We start from the raw sequence: 22,923 nt of genomic DNA, 5'->3' as shown, positions 1-22,923 counted from the left end.
CGATGCAGCGGAAAACGAGGGGTTTGGTGATTAACAACATGCGGTATCGTGAGACCTCCCTCTTGATTACCATATATACAGCAGAGTTCGGCATCGCTTCCTACATTGAAAATGGCGTTCGATCGGCCAAGGCCAAACATAAAATGGCCCTTTTTCAGCCTTTGACTTTGTTAGACTTAGAAGTTTACCATAAACCAGGAAAAGGTCTACATCGAATCTCTGAGGCCAAATGTTATTATCCTTATCAGCAAATCCCTTTTGATATCATTAAGTCTAGCATCGCGCTATTCTTAAGCGAAGTATTAGGAAAGGTATTGAAAGAAGAAGAAGAAAATATTCCTTTATTTGATTTTTTGGAAGAATCCTTCCAATTCTTGGATAAGACAGAAGCCCATGTTGAGAATTTTCATATTCAATTTTTATGGGAATTGAGTGCCTATTTAGGTTTTGGATCTAGTAGTTCTGCTGAGTTTTTTAGTCAAATGAGTCCGTGGATTGGAGCAGAAAAAATAGCTAGCCTATCTCCTATTTTAGGGGAATTAATTGGGGCTGGCTATGGGAAAACGGTTTCTATGACTAAATTACAGCGCAAGGAATTGGTGGCGATTATGTTGCAATATTATCAAATTCATATGGAGTCCATCGGTGAGATTCGTTCCTGGCAGATTTTACAAGAAGTGATGGCATCATGAAGCAAGTAAATTTCTATCAATTGACTCCTTCTGAAACGGAGGAGCATTTTTTGAACATTGTTTTTCGATTTCAATTAAGTAAGACAGGTGTTACCAAGATGCAATTGCCTATTTGGCGACCGGGGAGGTATCAGGCTCAGCATTTTTCTAAGAATATCCCTCAAGTGAGGGCTTTTGATTCAGCTGGTGAGGAAATCAAGTTGAACAAAAAGGGAACCTCCGCTTGGGAATTTCAGGGAAGCAAAAATCAATGCGTGGAAGTGCGATATTCCTATTATGCCCAGCAAGCAGATGCTGGAGGAAGCGTATCGAATCAGGAGATGCTTTATGTGAATTTTATCACATGTTTACTCTTTATTCAAGGTCAAGAGGAGCGTGCATGTGAAGTCAAGGTAGATATTCCGATAGCATGGAAGATCGTAACATCATTGAATGAGAGCAAAAAAGGGCTTTGGTCTGCTCCTACTTATCGCGAATTAGTGGATGCTACATTCATGGCGAGTGGAAAAATATTCCAGTATCAATGGAAAGAAGGTCATGTTCATTTTTGGGCAGAAGGGATTGGTCCTGCCAATATTTTTCAAGGCAAGTTGTTGGAGTCCTATCGACAAATTGCGGCCTATCAATTGCAATGGATGGGGCATTTTCCTGTGAAGGAATATCGTTTTCTACATTGGATCAAAGAGGAGGCCTTTTATCATGGTGTGGAACATCGCAGTTCAACCATGATGGTTTTGGGCCCTCCTGATCGAGATTTATACGATGATTTGATTGGTTTGGCTTCCCATGAATTGTTTCACGTGTGGAATATCGCGACGATCCGCCCTAAGGAATTGTGGCCCTATAATTATGCGGAAGAAGTGTATTTTCCAACAGCTTGGTTTGTGGAGGGAGTGACTACCTATTTAGGAGATTGGTTTTTAGTGGCTTCTGGGGTATATCAAACAGACGAGTATTTGGCTTCTCTTTTAGGCAATTTGAAATTGCATTTTGAACGGGATGGGGCGTCCAAGCAATCGTTGATTGATAGTTCGATTGATTTATGGTTGGATGGCTATGGAAAGGCTATTCCAGATAAAAGAGTTTCCATTTATTATAAAGGGGCTATTGTGGCTCTAGGGATGGATTTATTGATTCGGAAGAAATTTGAACACCGAAAATCGATACGGGATGTAATGCTTCTAATGAATGAAAGGTTTGGAATGAAACAGCAAGGTTATGCCTTAGCGGATGTCTATCAAATAGTGGAAGAGGTCTATGATGCTAGTTTGACTAATTTTTGGCAGGTGTGGGTAGAGGGGAATGATCCATTGGAGGGGCCATTGAACGAGCTATTGGATTTTGTAGGATTGAAATTGGAGCGTTCTGATCGTGGATTATTATTGAATCTATTGCATGAAGATTTGAATTCAGATGGCGAGAAATGGCTTCAATGACTTATCAAGTAATTGATAAATGATAAAATTTGTCGCCAAACGATTGCAAATGTCGCATAAGTTTATTTTATGTCATTTGGCGCACACAGCAATCCTCTAATTCTTTTGGAATTTTACTGCGATGAAAGACTTCGCAAAAAGCATTCGAAAAATTAGATCAGATAAAGGATATAGCCAAGATTACGTGGCGATGAAATTAAATATTTCGACGTCTTCCTATTCTAAAATTGAGCGGGGTCAAACAGATCCGTCTTTGTCGCGAATGAATCAAATTGCCGAGGTCTTAGAGTTTGATTTAGGAGAAATCTTAATGGAAAAACCAGCATATACCTTGGGAAATACCAATAATTTAAACCCGAGTGAAGGTTATAGTTTTGTCATGCGCAAGGAATTTGATGAATCCTTACGGCTGATTCTGGAATTGCAAAAGAAAATAGCCGAGTTGAGTGCTAAATTGGAGCAACGGGGTTAATTTTTATTCTGTAACTTTGCAGCTTAATTGGATCAATCATGTTGCAAAGACCTCGTAGAAATCGTCAAAGTGCTGTAATCCGTTCCATGGTGGAAGAAACTAGATTATCTGTTAAAGATATGATGTTTCCGCTTTTTGTCATGGAAGGTCAAAATACTCAAACGGAGATCTCTTCCATGCCGGGAATTTACCGGTTTACCTTAGACTTATTATTGGTAGAGATTGAATCCTGTGTTAAAATGGGTATTCAGTCCTTTGCTTTATTTCCTCAAATCCCAGAATCTAAAAAAGATTCTATGGCTACGGAGAGTTATAAAAATGGAAACATTTACACCGAATCCATTTATGAAATCAGTCAACGATTCCCAGAAATCAGCTTATTGACTGATGTAGCGATGGATCCATATAGTTCGGATGGACATGATGGCATCGTTAAAGACGGTCAGATTTTAAATGATGAAACCTTACCGGTTTTGGCCAAGATGGCGATTGCTCAGGCTCAGGCGGGAAGTAAATTGATTGGCCCATCGGATATGATGGACGGTCGGGTAGGTTATTTGCGTCAGGCTTTGGATGATGCGGGATATTCTCAGGTGGGTATCATGGCGTATACCGCTAAGTATGCATCGGCATTTTATGGCCCATTCCGCGATGCATTGGAATCTGCACCTAAGTTTGGAGATAAGAAAAGCTATCAAATGAACCCTGCGAATCGTCGGGAGGCATTGATAGAAGCAGAATTGGATGAAATGGAAGGAGCTGATTTTTTAATGGTGAAGCCTGCTTTAGCCTATTTGGATATCATTGCCTTATTGAAAGAAAATAGTCACTTGCCGATTGCCGCCTATAATGTTTCAGGGGAATATGCCATGGTAAAAGCAGCGGCCCAAAACGGCTGGATCGATGGAGAAAAGGCCATGTTGGAGAGTTTATTATCAATTAAGCGAGCAGGAGCTCAAGTTATCTTGACCTATTTTGCGAAAGAGTTTGCACAATTAAAATTAGCGTAATATATGTCCTCAGATCGTTATTTACAAAGAGGGGTTTCTGCATCAAAAGATGATGTACACAAGGCGATATCAACCTTAGATAAAGGATTATTCCCGAAAGCATTTTGCAAAATTTCTCCTGATATGTTGGGAGGAGACGAGGCATATTGCAACATCATGCATGCGGATGGTGCAGGTACAAAATCCTCTTTGGCATACCTCTATTGGAAAGAAACAGGAGATATTTCTGTTTGGAGGGGCATTGCTCAAGATGCGGTTGTCATGAATACGGACGACTTAATTTGTGTGGGAGCAACGGATCATATGTTGTTATCCAGCACAATTGGGCGTAATAAAAATTTGATTCCAGGAGAAGTTATTGCTGAGATTATTCAAGGTACCGAAGAGGTGCTTCAGATGCTTCGGGATAATGGAATAGGCATTTATAGTACGGGTGGAGAAACGGCAGATGTGGGAGATTTGGTACGAACCATCATTGTTGATAGTACGGTGGTTGCCCGTTTAAAACGTTCGGATGTGGTTTCAAATGAGCATATTCAAGCGGGGGATGTCATCATCGGTTTGGCATCAGATGGCCAAGCTAATTATGAGAAAACTTATAATGGAGGAATGGGAAGTAATGGTTTGACTTCGGCTCGTCATGATGTGCTGGGTCATTATTTAGCAGGTCAATATCCAGAAAGTTTTGATCCTCAAGTTCCTCGGGATTTGGTTTATTCTGGATCAAGAAGATTAGAAGAGGCTGTGTCGGGAACACCCATGAATGTCGGTCAACTGATTTTATCACCTACTAGAACCTATGCTCCCGTGATTAAGGCGATATTAGAAGAGTTTCGACCTCATTTGCACGGGATGGTCCATTGTTCGGGTGGTGCCCAAACCAAAGTGATGCATTTTGTGGATCAGGTACATATCATTAAAGATCAGTTATTTCCAGTACCTCCTTTGTTTGAGATGATTCAAAAAGAGAGCGGCACGAGTTATCAGGAAATGTATCAGGTGTTCAACATGGGTCATCGGATGGAAATCTATGTTAATCCTACGTATGCAGACCAGATTATTCAGATTTCTCAAAGCTTTGGGATACCTGCACAGGTGATTGGTCGAGTGGAATCTTCTCCCATGAAGAAGTTGAGCATTCGAAGTGAATTTGGGGAGTTTGTGTATTAATCACAATTAAATCAAGGGCTTACTTGCAAGTTTGCCAATAACTTTTTATATTTGCACCCCCATTTAAAAGGCTTTTGAAAGGTATTCCTAGCCTCGTGGGATTGTTTCACTTAAATACATAAAAGAATGTACGCAATCGTAGAAATTGCCGGGCAGCAATTTAAAGTAGAAAAAGACCGTTCCGTTTATACCCACCGTTTGGCGGGAGAGGAAGGCGCTGCACTGGTTTTCGACAAGGTTTTACTTGTTGACAAAGACGGAGATGTGACCGTTGGAGCCCCTACTGTAGAGGGAGCTAAAATCACAGGAAAAATTGTAGCTCACGTTCGTGGCGAGAAAGTCTTGGTTTTCAAGAAGAAGCGTAGAAAGAGTTACCAAAAAATGAATGGTCACCGTCAGGATTTGACGAAGGTTTTGATCGAGTCAATTTCTTTAAAATAATTGTTTAATCAACGTTTTATACGTTTAACATAATAAAACATGGCACATAAAAAAGGGGCCGGATCATCCAAAAACGGTCGCGAATCGCATAGTAAACGACTTGGCGTTAAGTTATTTGGTGGCCAAGCAGTTATCGCAGGTAACATTATTGTTCGTCAAAGAGGAACAGCTCACAATCCAGGATTGAACGTAGGTTTAGGAAAAGATCATACTTTATTTGCTTTATCTGATGGTGTTGTAACCTTCAAAAAAGGATTTAAAGGTCGTTCTTTCGTTCACGTTTTACCTATCGCTGCTAGTGCAGTAGCTGCTGACAAACCAGCGGTTGCCAAAGCGCCAGCGAAGAAAGCAGCTCCAGCTCCTAAAGCTGAAGTAGCAGAGGAAGCTGCGGTAGAGGCAGCTCCAAAAGCGAAGAAAGCACCAGCAAAGAAAGCAGCTCCAGCAGCTGAGTAATTTGTCTGATTGATATTAAAAGAACCTGGTGTTTTTACATCAGGTTTTTTTTTGTGCGTTTGAAACCAAAAAGCCCCTACCTTTGTTGGGTTAAATAAAAATGATATGCTGCAATCTCAGATACATATATACACCGAGTCAACTCCTAATCCACAGTCCATGAAATTTGTTTTCAATGTGGAATTATTGCCTGATGGCATGTCGTTTGATTATACTCAGCCCGCAGATGGATTAACCAAGGAGAAAAATTCACCTTTGGCGGTAGCTTTATTTGGTTTTGATTTTGTCAAGCGAGTATTTATCACCAGCAATTTTGTCACTTTAACGAAAGCAGAACATGTGCTATGGGAGGATGAACTTTTTGGAATCAAGCAATATTTGAAAAAGTATTTTGAAGAGAAAAGGCCCGTTTTTAGTTTACCAGAAAGTGCTATTTCAGAATCCGATGCGGAGGAGTCTGAGGTGATTGCTAAAATCAAAGAAGTGTTGGAGCAATATGTCAAGCCAGCCGTTGAATCTGACGGAGGGGCTATCTCTTTTTATTCCTTTGATGAGGAGTCGGGCCAAGTAAAAGTATTATTGCAAGGATCTTGCTCAGGTTGTCCATCATCTACCATGACCTTAAAGGCCGGCATTGAGGCCTTAATGACACGCATGGTACCTCAAGTGAAGGAAGTAGTCGCCGAAGGTGTTTAATCAGTTTCTTGGACAAGAAAAAATCGAATCTTTCGTTAACGTTGACAGCGTTTCAAACGCTGGCAACGTTTAGAGAAAATCTAAAATTTCAAACATTTCTTTCACTTCACGGAAGTTCTCATGAATGATTTGGTGAGAGACTTGTTCATGTGCCCAAGTAGTGTGAAAAGGGACATGAACACCATGTCCGCCAATGGCCAAAACAGGTAAAATGTCCGATTTGAGGGAATTTCCAATCATGAGAAATTCGTTTGTTTGAATATCTAAATGTTGGATTAGTTTTAAATAATCATGCTCCTTTTTGTTGGACATGATTTCAATGTGATGGAAGTATTTTTCTAATCCAGATTTGGCTAATTTCCTTTCTTGATCTAGTAAATCACCTTTAGTTGCAACGACTAAGCGATATTTTTGAGATAAAGCTCCTAAAACCTCTTCAACTCCAGGTAAAATTTCAATGGGTTTGTGGATTAATTCTTTTCCAATAGCTAGAATGCGCTCAATTCCATCCAGGCCAATCGTTCCTTTAGAAATTCGTGTGGCAGTTTCAATCATGGATAACATAAATCCTTTTACTCCATACCCATAGGTATCGAGATTGTCCATTTCTGTTTTAAAAAGCTCTTGTGATGTACTGTGAATAGGAAGGAAATCTTCCATCATTTGGCAAAAGTGTTTTTCCGCCTCACTGAAATAGGGCTCATTAACCCACAATGTATCATCCGCATCAAAGGCGATAACTTTCATATATCAGTTTGTTGGACAAGAAAAATGGAGGATTATCGTTAACCTTGACAGCGTTTGAAACGCTGGCAAGGTTTAGAAAAAATCAAAATTTTTAGAATGATTTTGCAATTGTAATAAAATCTCCAGCTTTTAAAGAAGCGCCGCCGATTAGACCACCATCTACATCTGCACAAGCAAATAATTCTGCTGCATTCTGTGCATTGCAACTTCCTCCATACAAGATAGAACAAGCATCAGCAATCGCTTGGCCATATTTACCAGCAATATGCTGTCGTAAGTAAGCATGCATTTCTTGAGCTTGGGCAGAAGAAGCCGTCAAACCGGTTCCAATAGCCCAGATTGGCTCATAGGCAATCACCACTTGACCAAATGCCTCGGCACTTAAATGAAACAAGCTTTCTGTTAACTGTTGTGCGACAAAAGCTAAAAATTCACCACCTTCACGTAACTCAAGACTCTCTCCGCAACAAAAAATAGGCGTTAATTTATTTTCTAAAGCGGCATCCACTTTAGCAGCCAATTGAGCATTACTTTCTTGGAAATACTGTCTACGCTCGGAGTGTCCTAAAATAACATAGGGAATACCAGCAGAAGCCAACATAGGAGCAGAAATTTCGCCTGTATAAGCACCCGAAGCCTTTTCATGGCAGTTTTGTGCTGATACGGATAAATTAGCAATTCCTTTTGTCGCTTTATTTACTTCAGAAATAAATAGCGATGGAGGAGCCATAATCACCTGTACGTTGGATGGGACATCCGATTTTACTAATGCCGCTACTTCAGCAGCTAATGCTACAGCTTCAGTAGCTGTTTTATTCATTTTCCAGTTTCCTGCAACAATCTTTTTTCTCATACGTTCATCTTTTTTGGTGTGCAAAATTACAATTCCTTTCTGGCTTAAGAAAAATTACTACGAAAAATCAATCCCAAAGCCCCAAAGATTCAGGCTTTTGCCGTATTTTCACAGCTTGGTATTTTCAAATTCGACCATTCCATGAAACTTCAAATCAAAGCCTTTAGTGCAAGGTTACTTTTCTTAATTTTAGTCATCTTCGCTAATCTTACCTTGGCGCAATCCAGTTTATTTCCTCATGCCAAGCAGAAATGGGTGGATTCGGTCTATGCAACGCTTAGCCAAGACCAAAAAATTGGTCAAGTATTAATGCCCCGTGGTAATACAGGACCCATTTATGATACGGCCCGACTGAATTCCATCGTGAGGGACTATCATGTGGGAGGCTTTGTGTTTTTTGCCGGATATCCAACGAACCAAGCCAGGCTGGTTAATAAATTACAAGCCATGTCCAAAGTGCCTCTATTTATTGGTATGGACCTAGAATGGGGCTTAAATATGCGTTTGGATTCTACGGTTCGCTATCCCTACCAAATGACGCTTGGAGCGATGCAAGGGAATGATGCTTTGATTGAAAAGATGGGTTTTCAAATAGCTCAGCAATGCAAGCGCATGGGTGTTCATATCAATTATGCTCCTGTGGTGGATGTCAATAATAATCCCAATAACCCTGTTATTAATTTTCGTTCCTTTGGCGAAGACCGAGATTTAGTCACTCAGAAAGCTCTGGCGTACATGCGAGGTCTTCAAAAAGGAGGGGTAATTACATCAGCGAAACACTTTCCTGGTCATGGAGATACAGGAACCGATTCTCATTATGATTTACCTATTTTAAGCCACAGTAGAAGCCGATTGGATAGTTTGGAATTATTCCCTTATCGGGAATTAATTCAAAAAGGTTTGCAAGGAATCATGGTAGGGCATTTAAATATTCCTTCTTTAGATACTACGGCCAGCTTGGCTTCCACGCTTTCTAAACCAATTGTTAAAGGCTTATTACGCGATGAATTGAAATTTGAAGGTTTGGTATTTACCGATGCCATGGACATGAAAGGGGCTACCAAAATGTTTCCAGAAGGAACGGCAAATGTGAAAGCTATTTTAGCCGGAAATGATATTTTGGAAACTTTTGTTGATGTTCCTTCTGCCTTTAATGCCATCAAAAAAGCCCTAAGTACGGGTGAGCTATCCGAGGAAGATTTGAACTTTCGAGTTAAAAAAATATTGAATGCTAAAGCATGGGCGGGTTTAGATCAATATCAACCTATTGCCATTGAGAACCTGATTGAGGATTTAAATCCGATTCATTCAGAAGTGCTGAATAAGCAGCTGGCTGAAAAGACGGCAACAGTTTTGAAGAATACAGACAACCTGATTCCACTTCGAAATTTGCAACAGCTAAAGGTGGCTACCTTAGCTATTGGTAAGGCCAATTATGGAAGTACTTTTCCTACAGAGTTTCAAAAAATGGCGCAGAACTACATGGAAATGGATCATTTTTATATAGATGAAACCAGTGCTGATACAACGATTAGTACTACTCAAGCAAAATTAAATGCCTATGATGTGGTACTTCTTGGAATTCACGGAACATCCATTCGTCCAGTCAATAATTATAGCATCAAAGCTCCTATCAAAACCTTGGTGGATCGTTTTATTAGTCCAAAGACGGTAGTTGTACATTTAGGCAATGCCTTTACTTTGACCAAATTTGATTCATTGCAAAAGGCCGCTGCCTTGATTACTATGTATCAAGATGGGATTGCCCAGCAAGAAGTGGCAGCCCAATTGATTTTTGGTGGATTACCTGCCTCAGGAAAGTTCCCCGTGACCTTAAATGCTAAGTATGTTCGTGGGATGGGTATTTCTACTCCTACTTTGGCCCGTTTGCAGTACAATGTTTTGCCTGAGGCGGTGGGGCTACAAGGAGCTTACCTAAACAAACAAGTTGACTCATTAGCTAAATTGGCCATTCAAGTCAAAGGCGCTCCAGGAGTAGTTGTTTTAATTGCCAAAGAAGGGAAAGTGATTTACCATAAAGCTTTTGGAAATCAAACCTATGAATCCAGTATTCCATTACGTAAATCGGATATTTTTGACCTCGCTTCTATTACCAAAATATCCACGTCGATTCCCGCTTTAATGAAATGGGAAGATGAAGGTAAATTTACTCTTCAAGAGGGCATGGGAGCTTTAATTCCTGAATTAAAAACCTCCAATAAAGCGAATGTGAAATACATAGATGTACTGACTCATCAGGCAAGATTAAGAGCTTGGATTCCGTTTTGGCAGGAATATGTGGATAGTACCGACATGATTTTTCACAGCAAAAAATTCAATGAGCGATTTGCCAAGAAAGATTTGAAAACAACGGTAGTAGAAAAGTTTATTACCAAAACACAAGGGGAGGACCGTGTGAAAGCATTGATCAAGCAACAGTATAAAATGCTTTGGGATAGTTGTGTCGATATAAAATCCGAAGTTACTCGTTGGAAACCCAAAACCATCTCGTATCAATATTCAGAAGAATATCCGATCAAGATTACGGATCATTTGTGGGGACATAGCAGTTTGTCTAGCCAATTGTTTGCAGCTATTAAAAACTCACCTTTGAGAGAGAAGAAAGAATATGTGTATTCGGATCTTTCTTATTATTATTTACCTCGAGTTTCTCCAAGATTGTCAGGTAAAGAATGGACAGAATTTTTATCGGATACTTTTTATAAACCATTGGGCGCAAGTACTTTGGTTTACCAAGCGGATAAGCATTTTCCTATGGATAGAATTGTACCTACGGAATATGATTCATTATTTAGAAAAACCTTAATTCATGGAAAAGTTCATGATGAAGGTGCGGCGCTTTTAGATGGAATCAGTGGACATGCGGGTTTATTTGGAAATGCCAATGACCTAGCTAAATTGATGCAAATGTATTTGCAAAGAGGTTATTATGGAGGCCAACAGTTTATCAAGGAGGAAACCATGAGAACGTGGTCATCCTATCCATTCTCCATCGATGAAAACTCACGCAGGGGAATTGGATTTGATAAACCAGACCGAAAGAAGCCAGGGATTTCTGCAGCGGCTTCAGCTAGTGCAGAAAGTTTTGGTCATTCAGGATTTACGGGTACGTATACTTGGATAGATCCTGCACATGATTTGGTGTATGTCTTTTTATCCAATCGTGTTTATCCAACTCGGAATAATAGTAAGATAAGCGATATGAATATCCGTACAGGAATCAATGAGGTGATTTATCAAGCCATCAAGAAAGGAAACTAAATTCATGAAAATACTGATCACAGGAGGTACAGGATTTATAGGGAAGGAATTGCAAAAGCAATTAAGATCAAGTGGTTATGAAGTGGTTATTTTATCTCGAAGTGGTGGCGATTTTCATTGGGATCCTTCCAAAGGAGAAATGGATTTTCGTGCTTTGGAGGGGGTAGATGCCATTATTCACCTGGCCGGAGCTGGTATAGCAGAAAAGCGTTGGACAGAATCTAGAAAGGAGGAGTTAATTCAATCTCGGGTACAAAGTTCACAAACGTTGTACCAGGCCATGAAACAGCATCCTCATCAAGTGCATACGCTTATTTCTGCGTCGGGCATTGGATATTATGGAGCGGACACGGGTGAGCGATTATGTGAAGAAAGCACCGAACCTGGTCAGGATTTTATTGCTTCTTGTACGCAAGCTTGGGAAGGGAGCCTGAAAGGAATTGAAGGGTTAGGAATACGCGTGGTCAAGTTTCGAATCGGTTTGGTCATGGGAAACGGAGGGGGGATTTTTCCTGTGTTACAAAAGCCGATTCGCTGGTTTGTAGGAGCCAATATCGGAACAGGAAAACAGTGGCAGTCGTGGATTCATTTGAAAGATTTGATTGGCATGTTTCAATGGGCATTGCAAGAAAAAACGATGCAAGGCGTTTATAATGCCGTAGCGCCCGAACCGCTTCGTCAATCCGAATTGAACCAGCAATTAGCCCGTGCGATGCATCGACCTTTATTTTTGCCAGCGGTTCCAGCATTTGCTTTGCGATTAGTTTTGGGAGAAATGGCGGTTTTAGTGACAGGCGGAAATTTAGTTTCTTCGGATCGCATACAGAAAGAAGCCGGTTTTTCGTTTAGATTTGTACGATTTTCAGAAGCCCTAAAGGATTTAATCCCTTAATATGTCAAAAAAAATATTGATTTACTGTGGTTCATCAAAGGGAAATAACCCGGTGTATGAAGAAGAAGTTAAACGATTAGCTCAAGAGCTGAAGAAGCACGGTTGTTCCATCATTTTCGGAGCAGGAAGTGTCGGTTTAATGGGTGTTATGGCTGATGAATACCTTCGTCTAGGTGGAGAAGTCATTGGTGTGATTCCTTCTTTTATGGAGCCTTGGGAAGTGAAACATTTGGGCATTCAGACTTGCCATGTGACAGAATCCATGCATGAAAGAAAGCAATTGATGGCCGAACTGGCCGATGGAGTTATTGCCATGCCAGGAGGTTTTGGGACATTTGACGAGTTATTTGAAATGTTGACTTGGAAGCAATTGGATCTACATCAAATGCCCATTGCAATATTTAATACCGCTGGATATTATGATCTTTTGTTGCAACAGTTGCAACACATGATTCAGGAAGGCTTTTTGAAGGAACGAAATTTGACTGCGCTGCATGTGGAATCTGATGCAGCTAAACTAGCGGATTGGATGATGGATTATGTGCCCGAGAAGATGGAAAAGAAATGGATATACCGCGCTTAATGCCCCATTAAGGATGATGAAATATGTGATTTTTTTCTTGTTGTTCCTTGGTCTTTTGGATACTCAGGCTCAAAAATTGCCTGAAAATTTGGGTTCAGCGATTAATTCTGATTATTCGGAATTAAATCCTGTGATGGCTCCAGATGGCAAGACCTTGTACTTTGGCAGGAAAAATCACCCATCCAATAAATATGGAACAACTGGTTCAGAAACCGTAGCGGGATCGCAGGATATTTGGTATAGCGAACGCATTGGAGATGTGTGGAGTACGGCCAAAAGAATGCCTGATGTGCTGAATCGCGATCAATACAATACGATTTTATCTATTTCCCCAGATGGTCAAACCATTTTATTGAAAGGGGCTTATGTTCAAGGGGTCTATGAAACACGAGGTTTTTCTATGTCGAAAAAGACACTGAATTCATGGTCCATACCAGAGAAATTGGATATTCCTGATTATGAAAAATTGAGTCGAGGAAAGAATGAATATGCCTATTTAACCATGGATGGTAAGGCGCTGTTGTTAGCCTTTTCAGAGAAAAAGAATTCGGATCGAGATGATTTATATGTGAGTTTTCTGAATGATGGGAAATGGACTGAACCTAAGAATTTGGGCAGATCCATCAATACGGATTTTTCCGAAACTACTCCATTTTTGGCAGCGGATGGTAAGACACTCTACTTTTCTTCCGATAGACCAGGAGGCCAGGGAAGCCAAGATATTTATATGTCGAAGCGTTTGGACAATAGCTGGACCAATTGGCGTACTCCGATCAATTTAGGCGGCCCTATCAATACGGAAGAATACGATGCCTATTATAGCTTGTCGGCCAAAGGAGATTTTGCTTATTTTTTATCTTCCAAAAGTTCTTTAGGGAAAAAAGACATCTTTCGGATTGCGATAGAAGCAGCACCAGATGTCCCTGTTCCAGCTAAGCCTGTAGAGCCTAAAGCGGAAGAAAAACCTGTATTGGCCCAACAAGATGTCAAAGGAAGCCCTAGGTCAGTTTCTAGTGAGCAATCAGAAGCGGTTGTTTTGGTCTCAGGCCGAGTTTTGGATCCACAAACGGGTAAAGTGCCTGATGAGACGAACATCAGCTATGAGGATTTAAAAACGGGTAAAACCATTGGTATAGCAAAACCTGATCCTAAGACGGGTTTGTATAAACTCGTGTTACCATATGGCGTCAATTATGGTATTACAGCTAAGGCCAAAGGCTTTTTGCCAAGTTCAATCAACATCGATTTAAGTAAATTGAGAGGACGTTATTTGGAATTGGACGAGCGTGATCTGGTAATGGCGCCTATTGCCAAAGGATCTAGTATGACGATTAATAACTTATTCTTTGAAACGGGAAAAGCGACGTTGACCGCTGAATCAGATCCGGAATTGAAGCGCATTGTTCAAGTGATGCAAGAAAATGCCACACTGCAAATCGAAATATCAGGGCATACGGATAATACGGGTTCCGATGAGTTAAATAATAAGTTATCTCAAGATCGCGCTGACGCGGTTAAAAATTACTTAATCAACCAAGGAGTTAAGTCGGACCGAATAAGAACCAAGGGCTATGGCAAAACGAAGCCTAAGGCGGATAACTCAACAGAAGAAGGCCGACAATTGAATCGCCGAGTGGAATTTGCGATCTTGTAATTAAGGTTGTTGGCCTATTTCGGGTATTTGCTCTTTCAGGATAACTTTCATGTCTTTTAGATGAGCGTGTATCGTTTGGGTATAAGTGCTATACCCAATAGCTGAAAAGCGAATATTCCCTATTTCAGAAACATTATTGATGGTAAATTGACCTTTGGTATCGCTGATGGTCCTGCTGTGATTCATCGTAATCCTAACTCCGTGAAGTGTATTACCTCTCTGATCCATGATCTGTCCATGAATAGTTTGTGGCTCCAAGTTTGGAAGTAAAATCAAGCATAAAAAGGCTAACATATGTCGATTCTTTGGGCTTATGACATCACAAAGGACAGACAATTGTATGACCGAATTGTTAAGGAATTGCTATCAAATGATTAATTGATATCGGACGATTAGATTTGAACCTTATCAATGAAGTTGACTACTTTTTGGAAAGGAAGGCTTAGGTACTTTCTAATACGTAAGAAGCGTTTTCTTGGCTTTGGAATTGGGGCTTTGATATAGAAACAAGGAAATTTCTTGTACATCTCATGCCCATTTTTAATCAATATTTGTGCGTATTGGTCGAAAATCGTGGCCACATCGGGCTTCTCTTGAAAGGTATAGCGATTTTGGTACTTCGAAATTTCAGTAGGATTTTCTGGATGATAACCTGAGAAATGGAAAAAGATGAGTGGCACCGCATCATTGACAGAGTAGGGAATATTTTCCCCAGTCAAGGTTCTTTCATGTAGGTTCCAATAGGCCATATTTAGGCCCAAATGCCGACTAATGTACACATCATCAAAGTAAACTGGGGCAAAATTCACCCACAATTGATCTACAAACATGCCATTGGCTAAATCGATGTAACATTGATCACGGAGGCGTTCTTTCCACCAATGTAAGAAAGCTAGGGTATTTGGACTACGTTTGGTGCCGAGGAATCCTAAGTTAAAAATACCCGTATTCAACAAATCTGTTTCTTGCGGACGAGAGGTGTCTGGATATGGGCTTACAATATGGGGAGTAAGAACTAGACTATGGTTTTTTAATGGAGACTCAATGTCACTAAGCGCTTGAAAAACTAAAATGTCTGGATCAAAGTAATGGACTATTTCAGCCTCTGGATAGGTATTGTACACATATTCCATGAAAAAAGGCTTCACGGCGGTGTTTAATTCGGTGATATTGTATTTATCGCAAAGCTCGTCCAGATCCTCGATTCCAATGGTATGTAATTCAATCAAAGGGTAATCTGGCAATTGGAATTTATCGATGCTGGATTGGTCCAAACGGTCCACCAAACCTATTAAAAAGGTGTAGTCAGGATTATGTTGTAAAAGGGAATCTCCCAATGATTTAGCTTGTGCTAAATAATTAATGGAGCAAATGGTAAGGACAATTTTTTGCATGGTATAAATCCAAGATTTGTCAACTTTTAAAAGTTGACAAATCTAAAGTGACAAATCTAAGTTGACAAATCAAATCTACGGCGACAATTCGAGCTTGACAAATCTTAGCGTAGCAAACTGCTATAAATGATATTTTCAACCTTTCTGCTGTAATCTCCATGCGAGTTAGGGGTATGCTGGGTCATAATCAGGCAGATTATATTTTCTTTAGGGTCAACCCAATAGGTGGTTCCGTAATATCCACCCCAGTTAAAAGAGCCTTTGTTTCTGCCATGTAAATGGCTGGATCTTTCTGAGGTAATGGAAAAGCCTAATCCAAAATTATCGGCTCCTTCTTTGATGAAATCCAACTGTGGACTGGTCATCAGTTCTACGGTTCTCCTTCCCAAAATCTGTTTTCCATTGTATTTCCCCCCATTGAGTAACATTTGTAAGAAAATAGCATAGTCAAAAGCTGTGGAGGAAAGGCCTGCCCCACCTGAGAAATAAGATTTTTTATCTAGGGGATAATTGGGGTTAATATTCCTAAAAGTAGGGGCCCAGGCTATGATGTTTTTTTGTGCATCTTCGGTATAAACACTGGGAAGTCGGCTGGCCTTTTCAGCCGGGACATTAAAATAGGTATCCTTCATTCCTAGAGGATCAAAGATGTTTTTCTGAAGGTATTCTTCCAAACTTTGGCCACTAATCACTTCAATCAGGCAACCTAATAAATCCGTATTGAGGCCATAGGTAAATTTCTCTCCGGGTTGATGTTCCAAAGGTAATTTGCCTAAGATTTTCATTTTTTCTAACAAATTGGCACGAAAAGTCCCTAGGCCTGATGGAACACCTGCTTTGGCATAAATGGCCTTCATGCGATCAGAACCGATATCAGCATAACCGAGACCTGAGCTGTGAGTGAGTAAATCACGAAAGGTAATTTCTCTTTTGGCATTAATGAAGGTGAAGCTAGTATCGGCAGGATTATAATCTTGGATGACTTTAGGTTTCTTGAATTCGGGTATAAAATCACCAATGGATTGGTCTAGGCTAAATTTCCCTTTTTCATACAGTTGCATAATGCCTGCACTGGTGATGCCTTTGGTTTGACTCATGATGCGGAAAATGGCATCAGCTGGCATGGGCTTTTTGGAGGCTACGTCGGCATAACCGTGCCCTTTATAATGTACGACTTGGTTGTCTTTAATTACGATGGTCACAGCACCTGTTAACCAATTTTTATCTACATACTGTTTCAAAACGGTATCCACATAGGCCAATCGTTGATTGTCAATACTCGGATGTGGCTTAATGCTGGGAGAAAGAACTTGGCCGTAGTGGCTAAAACTGATACAAAATAGCAGCAGGATGAGTAAATATTTTTTCATGGATTCAATTTTCTATGGAATTTAAGCCAAGATATAAGGATTTCAGGAGGAATAATAATTAGGTCAAAAATGGAAGTTTTGATTAGCCTATTTACCAACAAAAAACCCCTCCAATTGCTTGGAAGGGTTATTGTCGATTTTCGTACCTGGGATGGGAATCGAACCCACACGAGCGTTACGGCTCACAGGATTTTAAGTCCTGCGTGTCTACCAGTTCCACCACCCAGGCGGCCCTGTAAAACTCAAAAGCACCGTGGGGTGCTTCCAAGTGGAGCGAAAGACGGGGTTCGAACCCGCGACCTCGACCTTGGCAAGGTCGCGCTCTACCAGCTGAGCTACTTTCGCATTTTCGTGGGGCAAAATTAAGAACCTTTGCTTATTTATGCAAGAGGAAACGTAAATTTCCCTTAAATATTCTATAATTTTGTTTTTTCTAACATTCCATGAACATCACAAAACTAGATCAAACCGATCACAAACTGCTGGAAATTTTGCAACAAAATGCCAAAATTACCAACGCCCAATTGTCGAAGGAAATAGGCCTTTCGCCTGCACCTACTTTGGAACGTGTCAAGAAATTAGAGAGTCTTGGAATCATCCAAAGTTACCATGCTCAAGTAGACCGCGATAAAGTAGGTTTAGGTGTAACTACTTTTGTTACAGTGACTTTAACAGGCCATAAGAAGCAAGTGACGGAGTCCTTTGTCAGACAAATCAATCAAATACCAGAGGTGATTGAATGCCACCACGTGACAGGTGCAGGAGATTTTATGTTGAAGATTATCTCTAAGGATATCTCCACTTATCAGAAATTGATGTTGGAAAAAATCAACGAAATCGAAGAGGTATCAGCGACCTCCACGATGGTGATTTTATCGACTTTCAAAGAATCAAAAGTTTTACCAATTCCTTGATTATAGTCGCTGCATTAGCTGCGGAATCATGCGATTCTTCCAAGAAGTGAAACTTCCTTGAACGATTTCTTTGCGAGCTTCACCTACTAACCAGAGGTAAAAGCGCAGATTACATACGCTGGCAATCATGGCTCCCAGCATTTCTTCGCAACGAATCAAATGCCGAACGTAGGCTTTGCTGTATTGGCCGTGGACCGTGTCAGCAAAAGCGGGATCTATCACAGAAAAGTCGGACTTCCACTTTTCATTTTTGATGTTGATGATGCCTTGTGTGGTAAAAATCATACCGTTTCTCGCATTTCGCGTCGGCATCACACAATCAAACATATCAATTCCTAGGGCGATTCCTTCTAAAATATTGGCAGGCGTACCTACTCCCATCAAATAGCGGGGCTTATCTTTTGGTAAGATATCCGTTACCTCATCGGCCATTTCATACATATCCTCCACAGGTTCTCCTACGGATAGGCCACCAATGGCATTCCCAAAGGCTCCTTTCTCTGCAATGTATTCGGCAGAAATTTTACGAAGATCTTTATATACGCTACCCTGGACGATAGGAAACAAGGCTTGGTTGTGCCCATATTTTGGCTCTGTGGCCTCGAATCTGTTGATACAGCGATCTAGCCATCGGTGCGTCATTTCCATGGATTTACGGGCATATTCGTAAGTACATGGATAAGGCGTACATTCATCAAAGGCCATCATGATATCAGCTCCAATGGTTCTTTGGATGTCCATTACGGATTCTGGACTAAAAAAATGTGTACTGCCGTCGATGTGCGACTTAAATTTGACTCCTTCCTCTATGATTTTTCTTCCTGTTCCTGCCAAAGAATACACTTGATAGCCCCCTGAATCGGTTAAGATAGGGCCTTTCCAAGAATTAAATTGATGTAGTCCACCTGCCGCTTCTATCACATCTAAACCAGGTCTAAGGTACAGGTGATAGGTATTGCCTAAGATAATTTGTGCTTTAATGGGATCCGTCAATTCGGAAATATGCACACCTTTTACGGTACCCGCTGTGCCAACAGGCATGAAAATGGGGGTTTGAATAGTACCGTGGTCGGTGCTTAAGCTACCGGCTCTAGCCTTGGAATGGGCATCTGTGGATTGAATTTCAAATTTCATGCCACAAAGGTAGGGAAAAAATAAAGCGGTACATGAGTTCACATGCACCGCTTCTTTTATTTGATTTTGGACTATTCTACTTTCATGACCCCATTCATGATTCTCCAGTGACCTGGGAATGTACATAAATAAGGGTAGTTTCCTTTAGTAGTAGGTGCTTTAAATACCAATTTGGCTCTTCCATCTGGATCCACTAACGCAGTATAAGCAATTACCTCTGGAATATTCGGAATATAATTCTTTTGAGCTCCATCGGCTGCGGTAATCATCTTATCGGCTGCTAAACCAATTTTCTCCTGACTTCCCATTTGTCCAATCACTAAATTATGTTGCATGGCGTCAATGTTTTCAAAGATGATTTCCACATTGGCCCCTGCTGGAACACTAAATTCACGAATGTCAAACTGCATGGCTTCTTTCACTGTTTTAATGACTTTTCTAACCACATTGGCAGAGCCTGCATTATTGGCAATTTCGATTTTCCAAGTAGCCGCTAAACGCTCATAGTAATCAAAATCACTTGGACGAATAGAAGCGCCTATTTTTTTGAAATAAGCCAAATTATCCGCTGATAACTTAGGATCCTTTCTTGCATTCCAAGTAGCAGAAGCTCCTTTCAAGGCAGCACCAAAAGCAGGAGATTCAATAATCTCGATACTCTTTAAGGTGTTTACTAATTCATCTCCTGACCAAGTAGATGCACCTCCACGGAAAACTTTTTCCATCATGTAAACATTCAATGAGCTTGGTCCACTGACTTCTAACGCTTTTCGATAAATGTTGTTGTTACGAACACTTTCAGGCAAAGCACCTGTTTTGTCAATCTGAATTTCCATGCTGTAAGAACCAGCTATATCGGCACTCCAACCAAAATTACCCGTCCATGGACCATTGGTATTTTTAGTTACTGAAACTGTTTCTCCTGGCGCCACTCCATCCGTGAAGGTGAATGATTCCATGTCGATCCGACGGCCCATACCTTCAATCTTTAGAAATACAGGTAAAACCTTTCCTTTTTCTAAAGCCTGATCTCCCTTGTTTTTGATACGAATTACAAAAGAACTATTCTCCCTCAATTTGAATTGACCACCTTTGATTTGTACCTCAGTCACCACTAGATCTAGTCCTTTGCTGGTTCCTTCTATACTCGGATTATTCAATTCTTTTCCTACTTTTTCAGCTGTGGCAACAGGCTTTCTTTTTCCTTCTGTCACAATGAAATCCTTCATTCTTTGACCTCCTTTAGCCATGGTCCAAGCAGAATAAGCTTCTGGTAGCCAACGATCACGATTGTTTTGTTCTTTCGCAATTTTTGCCTCCATGGCTTTGTTCAATTCTGTACTTTCTGGCATTTCAATGCTAGCTAACACGGCATGAAGGGCAACCAAAGTATCTCGATCGTTCAGTACATTTTTTTGAACCAATACCTTAGACCAAGCTTGTGTTCTTGGCAAAATTTGAACAGCATTTTTACGAACGGCTGCACTTGGGTGGGAAAGAGCCTGAGTGAGTCCTATTTTAACCGCAGGAAGTTCTAAAGCTTGTAAGCCTTCCAATGTTCTAAGTGCGTGAATTGCTCCTACATTCAATCCTAAATCATCTACCTTTTTGTTCGCGATAAGGGCAATTAAAGCAGGAACGATGTCTTTTTTGCCACGCTCAACTAACAATCTTTGAGCATGTAAACGCCAGAATAAATTGTTATTTGATAAGGCTTTGATACAAGCTGCAGGATCATTGGCAGACAAGCTAATAGGCTGGTAAGCAGGAGCTTGATTCCAACCAACACGGTAGATACGTCCGTGGGTATAATCACGCAAATCTGTTTCGTAAGCATTACCTGTTCCGTTGGCAAAGCCTTTAGGAACTGGATTATGTTGAATGATGAAACTATACCAGTCAGCGATCCAAACTGCGCCATCAGGGCCAACTTGTGCAAATACGGGAGAAACCCATTCATCGGCACCAGCCAATAAGTTAAAAGCTTCTACATCATTAAAATCACTACCTGTTTTCACCATATTATTTTGGTGAACGACGTGTCCTGTTGGTTCCGTCACGAAAGCGATTTTATTCCAATACTTTTTCGGAAAGGATCTTGCTGAATAGAAATTGTGGCCTGCGGCAGCTGTGAATCCACCAAAAACGTCAACTTGACGTACTTTTTTGGTGATGGACTTCATGTCCTTGTGTGTGTCGGTACTTTTACTACCGTTAAATGAATATGGAGCTTGCCAGATATTTTTATGTGGAATTGGAATGTACCAACCATGGGAGTTATTGGCAGTAGATCCAAAAGCATCTCCTGCTTCGTTGAAATCAAATCCCCAAGTATTGTTGGAGGTATTAGTCACATGTTCCATTTTAGAACCATCTGGTTTAAAGCGGAAAAAGGCATTTCCGAAATTCAGCGAATCGCTACCGACTTTTCCTTTAAAACCTGAGTAACCTACGGAACCCCAAATCCAGTTGTCGAAACCATAATGTAAGTTAGAAGGCCCAGCATGGGTATCACCCGTTCCAAAACCGGTGATTAATTCTTGCTTGACATCTGCTTTATCATCACCGTCTGTATCTTTTAAAAATAAGATATGGGGTGCCTGTGAAATGATTAGACCGCCATTGGCAAAAACCATACCTGTAGGAATGCTCAGACCTTCAGCAAATCGGGTAAATTTATCTGCTTTACCATCTTTGTTAGTATCCTCACACATTAAAATATAGTCGCTACCACCCGTGTTTTTGCGCTCGTTTGGATAGTCTTTGGTGATTAAAACAAATAAGCGTCCTTTTTCATCCCATGCCATAGCAATCGGGTGCATGACATCAGGTTCTGCGGCAAAAATGGTTAAGTTAAAATCAACAGGGATTTGAATGTATTTTACAGATTCCTCTGGGCTCAAAGGCAATTGCTGTAATTGTGGGCCTTGTCTTTTTTCGTAATTAGGTAAATTGGCTTCGCGATAAGACAAAGGAGCCAATTTCAAGTTTTCCAACAAAGTGGCTTTATCTTTACCCACCGCATACAAAATGCCTTGTTCTACCAAGGTTTGAAAGCCCGTTGTTTCCCAAGTTCTTTCATCATGACCATAAGCGGTATAAAAAACGTTTCCTTTTCCATAAGTTCTTACCCAAGTATAAGGTTCTGTGGCTTGACCGGGTTTGTCTTTGGCTTGTTCTGGCCCGATGATACGTGATTGAATCACGTTATTGTCAGCTTGTAATTGGCTGTGTAAATAGGTTTCATCCACGGTTTTGATTCCAGGAAAACCTTTTAAAACAGGGTGCTGAGGCTGAACATTTTTAATCTGTATGGAATCCATTTTATGACGCCAGAATTGCCCTCCAACCATTTTTACGTATTCTGGAGAGTTTCTAAAACAGAAGGAAGCGCAGTGCAAGGCTACAAGTCCATGGCCAGAACCGATGTAGTCCAACAAGGCTTTTTCTTGCGGTTTTGGAATGGAATCGTGATTGGCAAAAATGATCAAACCATCAAACTTATTTAGATAGCTTGGATTTAAGTCTTTCAGGGATTCCGTATAAGTCAAATTAATTCCTTTTACACCTAAAGCCGACTGCAAGGAAGGAAAGCGGTCGAGTGGTTTATGATGGCCACGATCTCCTAAAAAAAGCATTTCTAATCTTCTTGGCTTTTGGTTTTGAGCCAATAGCTGTAAGGAAGCAGCTAATAATAAGAGGAAACAAGTAAATTTTTTCATGTGTTGTT

Annotated in this window: 19 protein-coding genes, 2 tRNA genes and 1 pseudogene; 13 read left to right on the top strand and 9 right to left on the bottom strand. The window is 40.6% G+C overall.

Features of this window, described 5'->3' with window-relative positions; translation table 11 throughout:
• Positions 1–2 precede the first annotated feature (2 nt).
• From recO to G9H65_RS01080, 8 genes and pseudogenes are all read left to right on the top strand, one after another.
• A complete protein-coding gene (recO, locus tag G9H65_RS01115; RefSeq protein WP_166373523.1) occupies positions 3–692 on the top strand; it encodes a DNA repair protein RecO in 690 nt (229 codons plus the stop codon).
• Positions 689–2,128, top strand: coding sequence for a M61 family metallopeptidase (locus G9H65_RS01110; RefSeq protein ID WP_166373522.1), 1,440 nt, complete (start codon positions 689–691; stop codon positions 2,126–2,128). Before recO ends, G9H65_RS01110 begins: the two co-directional genes overlap by 4 nt.
• A 121-nt stretch (positions 2,129–2,249) precedes the next feature.
• Positions 2,250–2,600 (top strand): helix-turn-helix domain-containing protein, encoded by a 351-nt coding sequence (locus G9H65_RS01105; RefSeq protein ID WP_166373521.1) that lies wholly within the window; start codon positions 2,250–2,252, stop codon positions 2,598–2,600.
• A gap of 38 nt (positions 2,601–2,638) precedes the next feature.
• Positions 2,639–3,610 carry a porphobilinogen synthase gene (hemB, locus tag G9H65_RS01100; protein ID WP_166373520.1) on the top strand — a complete coding sequence of 324 codons (972 nt, stop codon included), beginning with the start codon at positions 2,639–2,641 and terminating at the stop codon, positions 3,608–3,610.
• A 3-nt stretch (positions 3,611–3,613) separates the two neighbouring features.
• Complete coding sequence (locus G9H65_RS01095) at positions 3,614–4,780, top strand: AIR synthase related protein (protein WP_166373519.1); 1,167 nt, start codon at positions 3,614–3,616, stop codon at positions 4,778–4,780.
• 126 nt (positions 4,781–4,906) lie between these two features.
• Positions 4,907–5,221, top strand: coding sequence for a 50S ribosomal protein L21 (rplU, locus tag G9H65_RS01090; RefSeq protein ID WP_129027216.1), 315 nt, complete (start codon positions 4,907–4,909; stop codon positions 5,219–5,221).
• A 39-nt stretch (positions 5,222–5,260) separates the two neighbouring features.
• Positions 5,261–5,515, top strand: a pseudogene (gene rpmA, locus G9H65_RS13400) (50S ribosomal protein L27); the annotation flags it as partial.
• Between the two features lie 264 nt (positions 5,516–5,779).
• The gene (locus G9H65_RS01080) at positions 5,780–6,370 is read left to right on the top strand and encodes a NifU family protein (RefSeq protein ID WP_166373517.1); all 591 of its coding nucleotides are present in this window, start codon (positions 5,780–5,782) and stop codon (positions 6,368–6,370) included.
• A 69-nt stretch (positions 6,371–6,439) separates the two neighbouring features.
• Here the strand turns inward: G9H65_RS01080 and G9H65_RS01075 are convergent, their stop codons facing one another.
• Both G9H65_RS01075 and tpiA read right to left on the bottom strand, forming a co-directional pair.
• Positions 6,440–7,117, bottom strand: coding sequence for an HAD family hydrolase (locus tag G9H65_RS01075; protein WP_166373516.1), 678 nt, complete (start codon positions 7,115–7,117; stop codon positions 6,440–6,442).
• A gap of 91 nt (positions 7,118–7,208) precedes the next feature.
• Positions 7,209–7,970, bottom strand: coding sequence for a triose-phosphate isomerase (gene tpiA / locus G9H65_RS01070; RefSeq protein ID WP_166373515.1), 762 nt, complete (start codon positions 7,968–7,970; stop codon positions 7,209–7,211).
• A 141-nt stretch (positions 7,971–8,111) separates the two neighbouring features.
• Between tpiA and G9H65_RS01065 the strand changes: the two genes are divergently transcribed.
• From G9H65_RS01065 to G9H65_RS01050, 4 genes are read left to right on the top strand one after another with little or no spacing between them, the layout of a single operon-like run.
• Positions 8,112–11,252: a glycoside hydrolase family 3 N-terminal domain-containing protein gene (locus tag G9H65_RS01065; protein WP_166373514.1), complete on the top strand. Its 3,141-nt coding sequence runs from the start codon at positions 8,112–8,114 to the stop codon at positions 11,250–11,252.
• A gap of 4 nt (positions 11,253–11,256) precedes the next feature.
• Positions 11,257–12,144, top strand: coding sequence for a TIGR01777 family oxidoreductase (locus G9H65_RS01060; protein WP_166373513.1), 888 nt, complete (start codon positions 11,257–11,259; stop codon positions 12,142–12,144).
• A gap of 1 nt (position 12,145) precedes the next feature.
• Positions 12,146–12,727, top strand: coding sequence for an LOG family protein (locus tag G9H65_RS01055; protein WP_166373512.1), 582 nt, complete (start codon positions 12,146–12,148; stop codon positions 12,725–12,727).
• Positions 12,684–14,381: an OmpA family protein gene (locus tag G9H65_RS01050; protein ID WP_235927428.1), complete on the top strand. Its 1,698-nt coding sequence runs from the start codon at positions 12,684–12,686 to the stop codon at positions 14,379–14,381. Before G9H65_RS01055 ends, G9H65_RS01050 begins: the two co-directional genes overlap by 44 nt.
• Here the strand turns inward: G9H65_RS01050 and G9H65_RS01045 are convergent, their stop codons facing one another.
• The 5 genes from G9H65_RS01045 to G9H65_RS01025 form a co-directional block, all read right to left on the bottom strand.
• Positions 14,382–14,675: a carboxypeptidase-like regulatory domain-containing protein gene (locus G9H65_RS01045; protein WP_166373511.1), complete on the bottom strand. Its 294-nt coding sequence runs from the start codon at positions 14,673–14,675 to the stop codon at positions 14,382–14,384. It lies immediately after the preceding gene.
• Between the two features lie 98 nt (positions 14,676–14,773).
• Positions 14,774–15,775, bottom strand: a complete 1,002-nt coding sequence (locus G9H65_RS01040; RefSeq protein ID WP_166373510.1) for a glycosyl transferase — start codon at positions 15,773–15,775, stop codon at positions 14,774–14,776.
• Between the two features lie 104 nt (positions 15,776–15,879).
• On the bottom strand, positions 15,880–17,145 hold the full coding sequence (locus tag G9H65_RS01035) for a serine hydrolase domain-containing protein (protein ID WP_166373509.1): 1,266 nt from the start codon (positions 17,143–17,145) through the stop codon (positions 15,880–15,882).
• A gap of 143 nt (positions 17,146–17,288) precedes the next feature.
• Positions 17,289–17,374: transfer RNA gene (locus G9H65_RS01030), tRNA-Leu, on the bottom strand.
• Positions 17,375–17,414: 40 nt separating this feature from the next.
• Positions 17,415–17,490, bottom strand: a tRNA-Gly gene (locus G9H65_RS01025).
• Positions 17,491–17,588: 98 nt separating this feature from the next.
• Here G9H65_RS01025 and G9H65_RS01020 point away from each other — a divergent pair.
• A complete protein-coding gene (locus G9H65_RS01020) occupies positions 17,589–18,059 on the top strand; it encodes an Lrp/AsnC family transcriptional regulator (RefSeq protein ID WP_109321773.1) in 471 nt (156 codons plus the stop codon).
• Here G9H65_RS01020 and tgt read toward each other — a convergent pair whose 3' ends face one another.
• The gene (gene tgt, locus G9H65_RS01015) at positions 18,060–19,193 is read right to left on the bottom strand and encodes a tRNA guanosine(34) transglycosylase Tgt (protein ID WP_166373508.1); all 1,134 of its coding nucleotides are present in this window, start codon (positions 19,191–19,193) and stop codon (positions 18,060–18,062) included. It abuts the gene before it with no gap.
• Between the two features lie 71 nt (positions 19,194–19,264).
• The gene (locus tag G9H65_RS01010) at positions 19,265–22,915 is read right to left on the bottom strand and encodes a PVC-type heme-binding CxxCH protein (protein WP_166373507.1); all 3,651 of its coding nucleotides are present in this window, start codon (positions 22,913–22,915) and stop codon (positions 19,265–19,267) included.
• Between the last annotated feature and the right edge of the window lie 8 nt (positions 22,916–22,923).

This window comes from Aquirufa ecclesiirivi (assembly GCF_011250515.1).
GTDB classification, from domain to species: Bacteria; Bacteroidota; Bacteroidia; order Cytophagales; family Spirosomataceae; genus Aquirufa; species Aquirufa ecclesiirivi.
This window is presented reverse-complemented; position numbering and strand designations above follow the sequence as displayed.

What these genes read in the sequence shown, in the direction of transcription:
- recO (WP_166373523.1), top strand. Translation starts at nt 3, where the DNA reads ATGCAGCGGAAAACGAGGGGTTTGGTGATTAACAACATGCGGTATCGT.
- G9H65_RS01110 (WP_166373522.1), top strand. Translation starts at nt 689, where the DNA reads ATGAAGCAAGTAAATTTCTATCAATTGACTCCTTCTGAAACGGAGGAG.
- G9H65_RS01105 (WP_166373521.1), top strand. Translation starts at nt 2,250, where the DNA reads ATGAAAGACTTCGCAAAAAGCATTCGAAAAATTAGATCAGATAAAGGA.
- hemB (WP_166373520.1), top strand. Translation starts at nt 2,639, where the DNA reads ATGTTGCAAAGACCTCGTAGAAATCGTCAAAGTGCTGTAATCCGTTCC.
- G9H65_RS01095 (WP_166373519.1), top strand. Translation starts at nt 3,614, where the DNA reads ATGTCCTCAGATCGTTATTTACAAAGAGGGGTTTCTGCATCAAAAGAT.
- rplU (WP_129027216.1), top strand. Translation starts at nt 4,907, where the DNA reads ATGTACGCAATCGTAGAAATTGCCGGGCAGCAATTTAAAGTAGAAAAA.
- G9H65_RS01080 (WP_166373517.1), top strand. Translation starts at nt 5,780, where the DNA reads ATGCTGCAATCTCAGATACATATATACACCGAGTCAACTCCTAATCCA.
- G9H65_RS01075 (WP_166373516.1), bottom strand. Translation starts at nt 7,117, where the DNA reads ATGAAAGTTATCGCCTTTGATGCGGATGATACATTGTGGGTTAATGAG.
- tpiA (WP_166373515.1), bottom strand. Translation starts at nt 7,970, where the DNA reads ATGAGAAAAAAGATTGTTGCAGGAAACTGGAAAATGAATAAAACAGCT.
- G9H65_RS01065 (WP_166373514.1), top strand. Translation starts at nt 8,112, where the DNA reads ATGAAACTTCAAATCAAAGCCTTTAGTGCAAGGTTACTTTTCTTAATT.
- G9H65_RS01060 (WP_166373513.1), top strand. Translation starts at nt 11,257, where the DNA reads ATGAAAATACTGATCACAGGAGGTACAGGATTTATAGGGAAGGAATTG.
- G9H65_RS01055 (WP_166373512.1), top strand. Translation starts at nt 12,146, where the DNA reads ATGTCAAAAAAAATATTGATTTACTGTGGTTCATCAAAGGGAAATAAC.
- G9H65_RS01050 (WP_235927428.1), top strand. Translation starts at nt 12,684, where the DNA reads ATGTGCCCGAGAAGATGGAAAAGAAATGGATATACCGCGCTTAATGCC.
- G9H65_RS01045 (WP_166373511.1), bottom strand. Translation starts at nt 14,675, where the DNA reads ATGTTAGCCTTTTTATGCTTGATTTTACTTCCAAACTTGGAGCCACAA.
- G9H65_RS01040 (WP_166373510.1), bottom strand. Translation starts at nt 15,775, where the DNA reads ATGCAAAAAATTGTCCTTACCATTTGCTCCATTAATTATTTAGCACAA.
- G9H65_RS01035 (WP_166373509.1), bottom strand. Translation starts at nt 17,145, where the DNA reads ATGAAAAAATATTTACTCATCCTGCTGCTATTTTGTATCAGTTTTAGC.
- G9H65_RS01020 (WP_109321773.1), top strand. Translation starts at nt 17,589, where the DNA reads ATGAACATCACAAAACTAGATCAAACCGATCACAAACTGCTGGAAATT.
- tgt (WP_166373508.1), bottom strand. Translation starts at nt 19,193, where the DNA reads ATGAAATTTGAAATTCAATCCACAGATGCCCATTCCAAGGCTAGAGCC.
- G9H65_RS01010 (WP_166373507.1), bottom strand. Translation starts at nt 22,915, where the DNA reads ATGAAAAAATTTACTTGTTTCCTCTTATTATTAGCTGCTTCCTTACAG.